Annotated in this window: 6 protein-coding genes; 2 read left to right on the top strand and 4 right to left on the bottom strand. The window is 44.5% G+C overall.

Annotated features, from left to right (window positions below; translation table 11 throughout):
- Positions 1–85 precede the first annotated feature (85 nt).
- Together B9J87_RS11140 and B9J87_RS11135 are read left to right on the top strand one after the other, a co-directional pair.
- Positions 86–1,036, top strand: a complete 951-nt coding sequence (locus B9J87_RS11140) for a GGDEF domain-containing protein (protein ID WP_254918130.1) — start codon at positions 86–88, stop codon at positions 1,034–1,036.
- Positions 1,037–1,162: 126 nt separating this feature from the next.
- Complete coding sequence (locus tag B9J87_RS11135; protein WP_094150789.1) at positions 1,163–2,518, top strand: sodium-dependent transporter; 1,356 nt, start codon at positions 1,163–1,165, stop codon at positions 2,516–2,518.
- A 106-nt stretch (positions 2,519–2,624) separates the two neighbouring features.
- Here B9J87_RS11135 and B9J87_RS11130 read toward each other — a convergent pair whose 3' ends face one another.
- The 4 genes from B9J87_RS11130 to B9J87_RS11115 all read right to left on the bottom strand — a co-directional run bounded on the left by B9J87_RS11130 (position 2,625) and on the right by B9J87_RS11115 (position 6,795).
- Complete coding sequence (locus B9J87_RS11130) at positions 2,625–3,722, bottom strand: succinylglutamate desuccinylase/aspartoacylase family protein (RefSeq protein WP_088718002.1); 1,098 nt, start codon at positions 3,720–3,722, stop codon at positions 2,625–2,627.
- Positions 3,682–4,587 (bottom strand): 30S ribosomal protein S6--L-glutamate ligase, encoded by a 906-nt coding sequence (rimK, locus tag B9J87_RS11125; protein WP_010320145.1) that lies wholly within the window; start codon positions 4,585–4,587, stop codon positions 3,682–3,684. Before rimK ends, B9J87_RS11130 begins: the two co-directional genes overlap by 41 nt.
- Positions 4,587–5,027: an ATP-dependent zinc protease family protein gene (locus tag B9J87_RS11120; protein ID WP_094150787.1), complete on the bottom strand. Its 441-nt coding sequence runs from the start codon at positions 5,025–5,027 to the stop codon at positions 4,587–4,589. Before B9J87_RS11120 ends, rimK begins: the two co-directional genes overlap by 1 nt.
- Before the next feature lie 295 nt (positions 5,028–5,322).
- Positions 5,323–6,795 (bottom strand): aminoacyl-histidine dipeptidase, encoded by a 1,473-nt coding sequence (locus B9J87_RS11115; RefSeq protein ID WP_017046587.1) that lies wholly within the window; start codon positions 6,793–6,795, stop codon positions 5,323–5,325.
- Between the last annotated feature and the right edge of the window lie 337 nt (positions 6,796–7,132).

The following is a 7,132-nucleotide window of genomic DNA, read 5'->3' as shown; positions in this document are numbered from 1 at the left end:
CATTTGCAATAGTGATGCAAAGGAGGGCGACAAAGGTCATTTACTTTTTTTAATAAGGATCAGTTGACAGTTTATCAATGAGCTTGTGATTGCAACTGGGGTGAATGTGGAAGTGATGCTGATCAAAAGTCTTAATGATCAAACCGTTGCCGCGCCACATGAAGATAATATCTCTTACCTTGAAATGCTTGATTATCGTAATCGTCTTACTGTGTTGATTAAAGTCAGTCATACCGTTAAAGTCCCACCGTTTATTCAATGGCAGGAGCTTTCAGGGCTTGCTTCATTCTCTATCCTAATGTTTTTCTTGAACTTAGTTGTAGCGAATAAAGTAGTCAAGCCAATCAATGATGCCAATCAAGTGCTAGATCAATTTAAAGCATCGGGTGGAAAGATGCCTAGTGAGCGCTCCTTCATATCAAAGGAAATGAAAGAGTTTTCTCGTACGATGAACCAAATAGTATGGGAGCTGGAAACCAGTCGGCGTGAACTAAAATGGCAATCAGAGCACGATCCACTCACACGTATTGCGAACCGCCGTCGTTTAGAAAAGGTCTTTAAAAGCTATATTGTTGATTATCAATTTAGATATATCGTATTGTTTTTAATCGATATTGACTATTTTAAATTGTTCAATGATCACTACGGCCACTTAGAGGGTGATGAAGCATTGAAATCTGTTGCGACCAGCTTAAAAAAATTGGATTTTGGCGGTGAAAAACTGGTTGCTCGCTTTGGTGGAGAAGAGTTTTGTGTAGTTTTGGCGAGCGACATCGAAATTGATGGTCAAGCTTATGCTAAACGACTGATCGAATCGGTTGAATCGCTGCGCATTACCCACCAATTTTCCCCGGCTAAGAAGATGCTTTCAATCAGCGTTGGAGGGGTTGAAATTGATACCCCACAGTTGAATCACTATCTAGATTTCTTTCATGTGGCTGATAGAGCACTTTATGCAGCCAAAGCACAGGGAAGAGGTCGTTATCTCGTGCAAAAATTCACCTCTAATCTCCCGTTAATATTGCCTGTTCAATAATCTTTACGCAGTAAATTCTGTTTATTTTTGCAATGCTTGTTTAATTAATAAGCAGTGTAATTGCTCTATTTGATTGCCTGTATTACTGTACTAGCTAACTAGTCTATTGATATTTGTGTGAGTGGTATGACACAGTCTGATTCTCGTGAACATTTTGGTTCACGTCTTGGTTTTATTCTTGCGGCGGCGGGTGCGGCAGTTGGCCTAGGTAATATCTGGGGCTTTCCAACCCAAGCGGCAAGCAACGGCGGCGGCGCATTCTTATTGGTTTATTTGGTGATGATCATGGTCGTTGCCTTCCCTATGTTAGTGGTTGAAATGGCGATAGGCCGTTTTGGGCAAGCAAACCCTGTTGATAGCATGCGCTCATTAACGCCTCATCCACTAGGTAAAATGGTCGGTGGCTTTGTCGGTTGGATTGGTTTGAGTGTTCCGAGTGCTGTACTGGCGTTTTACAGCATCGTCGGTGGCTGGCTAATCTGCTTTTTACTCGGTGCGATGACTGAGTTATTGGGTTTTGTGGAAATCACAGTTTGGTTGAAAGGGTTTAGTGTTGAGCGTAACTTATTCGGAACCTTAGTGTTTTATATTTTGACGATTCTAATCGTGCAAGGTGGTGTTAAAGACGGGATTGAAAAATGGTCAACGCGTTTAATGCCTGCATTGTTTGTACTGTTTGGTGTGCTGTTTGTTTACATCATGATGCAAACTGGAGCTATGGAAGGTTTACAACACTATTTAGTCCCTGATTTTTCAAAGGTTTTTGACAGACATCTCTTACTGGCGGCAATGGGGCAAGGTTTCTTCTCATTAACCATTGGTGGCTGCTCGATGCTGATTTACGGCTCTTATCTGAGTAAGCAAGAAAACCTGCCGAAGATGGCACTAAATGTGACTTTAGTTGATACTGCCGTGGCTTTCATTGCTGGCCTTGTTGTGTTGCCTGCGATGTTTGTTGCGATGCATAAAGGTGTGGAAATCTATGCCGCTGACGGTTCTTTACTAAATTCAGATACGCTCGTTTTTACCGTGTTGCCATTGATGTTTGATAGCCTTGGTTGGATGGGGCAGGTGTTTGCTATCGTATTTTTCACTTTACTGACGATCGCCGCGTTAACCTCTTCTATCTCTATGCTGGAATGCCCTGTAGCCTTAGTCAGCGAGCGTTTTAATACGAAACGCGCACCAACAAGCTGGGTATTAGGCGCGTTAATTGCGCTAGTCAGTGTCGTTATTGTTTATAACTTTGGTGCGCTATTTGGCTTAGTGGCAACGGTTGCGACGCAATATTTGCAGCCGACAGCAGCGCTGATGTTCTGCCTATTTGGCGGTTGGGTGTGGCGTCGTCAGGCGAAGGTCAAAGAGTTAGAGCAAGGTTTCCCTGAGTTCCAATTGGGTTGGTTTGGTAAAATCTGGCCTTGGTATGTGAAATTTGTCTGCCCTGTATTAGTGGCTACGGTGATTTGGGCTTCGTTCGGTTAATGAGTTACTTTCTTCATCCCACTCACGCTTAAACAGCATAAAGCCCTTTGAATAAGGGCTTTATTATTGAACTTATGTGTCTCTATTGTTTAGAGTTATCGACTATTTAGACCATCGACGGTGGCATCAAGTGTCCCGTGGTCAGAGGTTCTAAATCGCTGTCTGCGACCTCTTCAATAAAATCGCCCACGACTTGCTCAACCATCTCATCGCTTTGCGAGAAGTAGGCGAGATGGAATACGGCATCTCCTTCATTAACAAGAGGCAGAGTTTGTTGGCCAATCACAATACCACCCTTATTGGCTCTTAATTCGACTTCGACATGACCAAGCGGTGAGTTGATATAGGCAAGCACTTGTCCTTTTTCGACCTTGTCGCCAAGCGTCACTACAGTGCGCAAGATGCCATCGCTTTCGGCTCTGAGCCAACTGGTTGATTTTGCGATGATCGATGTCGGTACGGCCTTGCGACTTTTGCGCATCATACCAATGGCTTGCATGGTGCGTTTCACACCGACAATACCCGCATTGATGGCAATAGGTTCAAATTTTAGCGCTTCACCTGCTTCATAAGTTAATACAGTGATGCCTGATTTCTCTGCTTCACTTCTGAGCGAGCCATTACGCAGTGGAGAGTCGATGATCACTGGGGTTGCAAATGCTTGGGCAATACGCAAGGTTTCAGGATTAGTGAGATCGGCGCGGATTTGTGGCAAATTCGTGCGATGAATAGCACCAGTATGCAGGTCGATGATGTAATCACAACGTAAAGCGACTTGGGAAAAGAAAGTATGTGCAATGCGAGAGGCGAGGGAGCCAGTTTCACTTCCAGGGAAACAGCGATTGAGATCGCGTCGATCAGGAAGGTAGCGAGATTTATGAATAAAGCCAAAGGCATTGACGATGGGGACAACAATCAGTGTCCCTTTTAGTTTTTGCGGGTCGATGGAGTTGATCAGTTGACGGACTATTTCAACGCCGTTCAGTTCATCACCATGGATGGCGGCATTGACCATTAAGGTTGGGCCAGTGGATATTCCATTAATGATTTCGATAGGGATAGAGAGTGGCGAGTGTGTATAAAGCTTAGCCGCTTCTAGCTCCATTGCCTTGCGCGTTCCTGGGGGAACTGAATCCCCCAGGAAATGAAATGCTGTGTTTTTCCTAACCTTTGCCACGTGTTTTTGTCCCTTTCGTTGCCGCATTTTTTTCAATAAATTCGACAATCAACCCGGCGATATCTTTACCAGTAGCGGCTTCAATACCTTCAAGACCTGGCGATGAATTGACTTCCATCACTAATGGGCCACGTTCCGATCGCAAAAGATCCACACCCGCAACATTGAGACCCATAATCTTCGCCGCATCGATAGCCGTCTTACGTTCTAGAGGGGTGATTTTTACCAAAGAGGCCGTTCCGCCGCGGTGTAGGTTAGAGCGAAACTCACCATCGGCACCTTGCCGTTTCATGGCTGCGATAACTTTGTCGCCAATAACGAAACAGCGAATATCGGCACCACCGGCCTCTTTGATGTACTCTTGCACCATGATATTGGCTTTCAGGCCCATGAACGCTTCGATCACACTTTCTGCTGCTTTGCGTGTTTCCGCTAACACTACACCGATGCCTTGAGTTCCTTCAAGTAATTTAATTACTACCGGTGCTCCTCCGACCATGTCGAGTAAGTCTTTGACATCATCGGGTTTGCTGGCGAAACCAGTAATTGGCATACCAATGCCGCGACGAGACAATAGCTGCATTGAGCGAAGTTTATCTCTGGAACGGCTAATAGCCACAGATTCATTGACGGGATAAACCCCCATCATTTCAAATTGGCGTAATACCGCAGTACCGTAAAACGTAACGGATGCACCAATACGAGGAATGACTGCATCAAAACCCGCTAACTCTTCACCTTTAAAGTGAATTTCGGGTTTTTCAGAATTGATATTCATATAGCAACGCAGCCCATCAATCACTTTGACTTGGTGGCCACGGCTTTTACACGCTTCAATCAGACGCTTGGTTGAATACAACGAAGCATTACGTGACAGAATACCAATTTTCATTATTTGCTCTCCTCGAAAGCGATTAAAAACGATTTAGTTGGATTAACTAAAATTCGACGGTGCATTGCAGTGCGACCTAATAGCATACGAAAACCCATATTTTCGCGATTGGTTAACGTTATTTCAATGGGCCAAGTTTGGCCGCCCAAACTGACGTCTGATTGAATAACGTAACGTGACTCTTCATGGCCACCGGAATCACGGACGATTCGTTCATCAATGACTTTAGCTTCGCACACTGTGATCTTGTCATTATTGCGCTGCACAGGGTGGATCCAAAAGCGAACCCAAAGAGTCTCTTCCTTGGTGAAGCTCTCTACCTTAAATGCGTGTAAGCACGACGTGCGGGCTCCGGTATCGACTTTGGCATTAATTTGCTCAATACCTAACCCTGGAAGGCTGAGAGTTTCTCGCCATCCGACAATCATTTTTTCTTTCATCGCAGTTTCAATATTTTTGGAGAATGTAAGACGCCGCTAAGGAGTAGCCGCATCCCCGATACAACTTTTAAATGGTGTTATCGCTTGAAGAGAGTGTGGTGAATAACTCTAGGAACTTCAAGGGGGCGAACTCTAGCAGTCACAAAAAATGTGCGCTAATGAAATTAATTTGCCTTATCGATAAAATTAATTGATAGAAAAAGAGGTAAGGATTGATGCCGAATTCCGCTGCCAAAGCAAGATATTCATCAACTTGCTATTACACGCTGGTTGAAGAATTCGACATCAGAGTGGGTTAAACTTTCGCTGGAATATGCTCTAGTAGGGCAACCATTTGCTCCCAGAAAAGGTCGACTGTGTCGATCTTCACTTTCTCATCCGGTGAGTGAGGGAATTTAATGGTTGGGCCAAACGAAACCATATCCATTTCTGGGTAAGGTTTTTTGAAAAGACCACATTCTAGACCAGCATGGATCACCATGATATTCGGTTTATGACCGTAAATACCTTGGTACATGTCTCTGAAAATAGCCATGATCTCTGAATCGGCATCTGGTTTCCAGCCCGGATAAGCACCAGTAAAGGCAATTTCCGCATTCGCTAGCTCAGCAACGGATTTGAGCATGCTTTCAACCTGTTGGCGACCTGAATCAATCAGAGAACGAATAAGGCATAACACAGTCACAGAGTTTTCTTGCGTGGTAATCACACCGACATTCAATGAGGTTTCAACCACGCCTTCAATTTCATCGCTCATCCGGATCACACCGTTTGGACACGCGTTTAATGCGGCAATAAAACGTTGTTGATCAACAAGAGCGAAGACATTTTCTGCATTTTCTTGCGGGTTGTTGAAAGTGACAATTCCTGTTTCGACGCGTCCAAGCTCTTCTTTCACTAGCTGGGTATAGGTGCTAAATAGCTCATCCAGTTTTACCCCATTTTCGGCAGGAATGGCCACGGTGACAAACGCTTCTCGAGGAATGGCGTTACGTAGGCTACCACCGCGAAACTCGATCAAACGTAAATCAAGTTCTTGTGCGTGACTAGCAAGAAAGCGAGCCAGTAGCTTGTTAGCATTCCCACGGCCAGTATGGACGTCACACCCAGAGTGACCTCCTTTTAACCCTTTCAAAATCAATTGATGTGTTACGTAACCAGCAGGCATGGCTTGTCGTTGGATATTAAAAGTCATTGCGCCATCAATACCACCAGCACAGCCCATATACACTTCGCCCTCTTGTTCTGAATCAGTATTGAGCAGGATCTCTCCTTCTAACCAACCCGCTTCAAGGCCGAAAGCACCTGTCATACCCGCTTCTTCATCAATCGTCAGTAACACCTCAATAGGACCGTGCTTGAGCTCTTTTGACGCGAGAACAGCCAAACATGCTGCCATACCCATACCGTTATCGGCACCTAAAGTGGTTCCTTTGGCTGTTACCCATTCGCCATCGATATACGGTTGGATAGGGTCCTTAGCAAAGTCGTGCTGCGTGTCTTCGTTTTTTTGCGGCACCATATCAATATGAGCTTGTAGAACCACACCTTTCTTATGTTCCATGCCAGCTGTCGCTGGTTTTTTTATGAAAACGTTGCCGGTTGGATCTCGGCGTACCGCTAAACCCTGCTCTGTCGCCCACTGGATGATGTGTTGGGCTAAGGCTTCTTCATGCTTAGATGGGTGAGGAATGGAACAGATTTTATCGAAAAATTGCCATACGGGTGCCGATGACAATTTACTGATTTCAGAATAGAACTCAGACACGGAATACTCCTTTTATTCGAGCTTGCCAGATCATGAACAGGCGAAATGTTTCTTTGGTAGCGATATCGACTAGATCTGAGCATGACTTGTAGTGGTGGACAGCATACCACTCTCGACAATCAGCGAGTAGCCTCACCGCTTGAGAATTGTTTTATTGGTGTCACATTAAATCGACTGTAGCGTATAGAAGAGATGACACAATCGGCGATGAGATTCTTCCCCTTACCGCCTAATAATCATTTTCTGCTGATATTTGTGTAATTTAATTACCTAAATCTGTTGATGTAGATCATTAAAATAAAATTATGTGATTTTTATCACGCAAAATATTGTAATT

Origin of the sequence: Vibrio sp. V19_P1S1T109, from assembly GCF_002241375.1 — a bacterium.
GTDB lineage: Bacteria > Pseudomonadota > Gammaproteobacteria > Enterobacterales > Vibrionaceae > Vibrio > Vibrio anguillarum.
This window is presented reverse-complemented; position numbering and strand designations above follow the sequence as displayed.